The sequence below is a fragment of the Dietzia aerolata genome (assembly GCF_014144865.1).
GTDB classification, from domain to species: Bacteria; Actinomycetota; Actinomycetes; order Mycobacteriales; family Mycobacteriaceae; genus Dietzia; species Dietzia aerolata.
In genome coordinates, this window is the sequence record NZ_JAALDM010000119.1 from 1 (window position 1) to 1,361 (window position 1,361).

At 68.9% G+C, this 1,361-nt stretch carries 2 protein-coding genes; both read left to right on the forward strand.

Annotated features, from left to right (window positions below; genetic code table 11):
* On the forward strand, positions 1-966 hold a 966-nt coding region (locus G6016_RS08020; RefSeq protein ID WP_182632146.1), incomplete at its 5' end, for an LLM class flavin-dependent oxidoreductase.
* Between the two features lie 15 nt (positions 967-981).
* Positions 982-1,361: trimeric intracellular cation channel family protein (locus tag G6016_RS17215; RefSeq protein ID WP_479682402.1), on the forward strand; the 380-nt coding region annotated here is incomplete at its 3' end.

Below are 1,361 nucleotides of genomic sequence, written 5' to 3' on the forward strand. Positions count from 1 at the left end.
AGCATCCTCGACCTGGTCTCCATCTCCGAGGGATCCACCGCCCGTGAGGCGATCGAGGCCTCGATGGAGTCGGCCAAGCTCGCCGACCGGCTGGGGTGTTCGCGACTGTGGTTCGCCGAGCACCACAACACGCCCAACCTGGCCTCCAAGGCCACGTCGCTGCTCATCTCGCAGGCCGCCGGCGTCACCGAGAACATCCGCGTGGGCTCCGGCGGCGTGATGCTGCCCAACCACGCCCCGCTGATGGTGGCCGAGCAGTACGGCACGCTCGCCAACATCCACGGCGACCGCATCGACCTGGGCCTGGGCCGCGCGCCCGGCACCGACCAGATGACCGCGCAGGCGCTGAGCCGCTCCTCGGCCGAGCCGCAGGCCTTTGCCCAGCACATCTACGATCTGCAGGGCTGGTTTGGCGACACCGGCACCGCCCACAGCACCCCGATCTTCTCGTCCGTCTCGCAGGGGATGGAGGTGCCGATCTGGGTGCTCGGCTCCACCGTCAACGGCGCCTCGATCGCCGGCCAGTTGGGGCTGCCGTTCTCGCTGGCCTCGCACTTCGCGCCCGACCAGATCGACGATGCCATCCAGGTCTATCGCCAGTCCTTCAGCACCGAGGCGCCCACTGCGCAACTGGAGAAGCCGCAGGTGATGGCCGGCATCAACGTGGTCGTCGCCGACACGGACGAGGAGGCGCAGCGGCAGTTCACCACCCTGCAGCAGATGTTCCTCGACCTGCGCGCCGGACGCAGCCGCAAGATCCAGCCGCCCGTCGACCCGTCGGAGTTCGCCGGCAGCACGCCCGCGATGCTCGAGATCAGCGCCGTCGGCTCGCCCGCCACGGTCAAGGCACAGCTCGAGGAGTTCGTCCAGCGCACCGACGCCGACGAGCTCATCACCGTCACCTACGCCTACGACCCGGCCGTGCGGAACCGGTCGATCGAGCTGCTCGCCGACCTCTGGTTCTAGTCACGCGTCGAACCCGTGGAATTTCTCACCATACTGTTTCTCATCGGTATCACCGCTGAGGCGATGACCGGTGCGCTGGCCGCCGGTCGCGAGCGCATGGACCTGTTCGGCGTGGTGATCGTCGCGTGCGTCACCGCGATCGGCGGCGGCTCGATCCGCGACGTCCTGCTGGGCCACTACCCGCTCATCTGGGTGGAGCATCCCTCCTACCTCGCGCTGGTCGCGGCGGCCGCGGTCGTGACCGTGCTCGTCGCCCCGATCATGCGGCACTTCAGGGTGCTCTTCCTGGGGCTCGACGCCCTCGGTCTGGCGGTCTTCGCGATCATCGGCGCCCGGATCGCCCTGGAGATGGGACACGGCGTCATCATCGCCGTCGCCGCCGCGGTCATCACGGG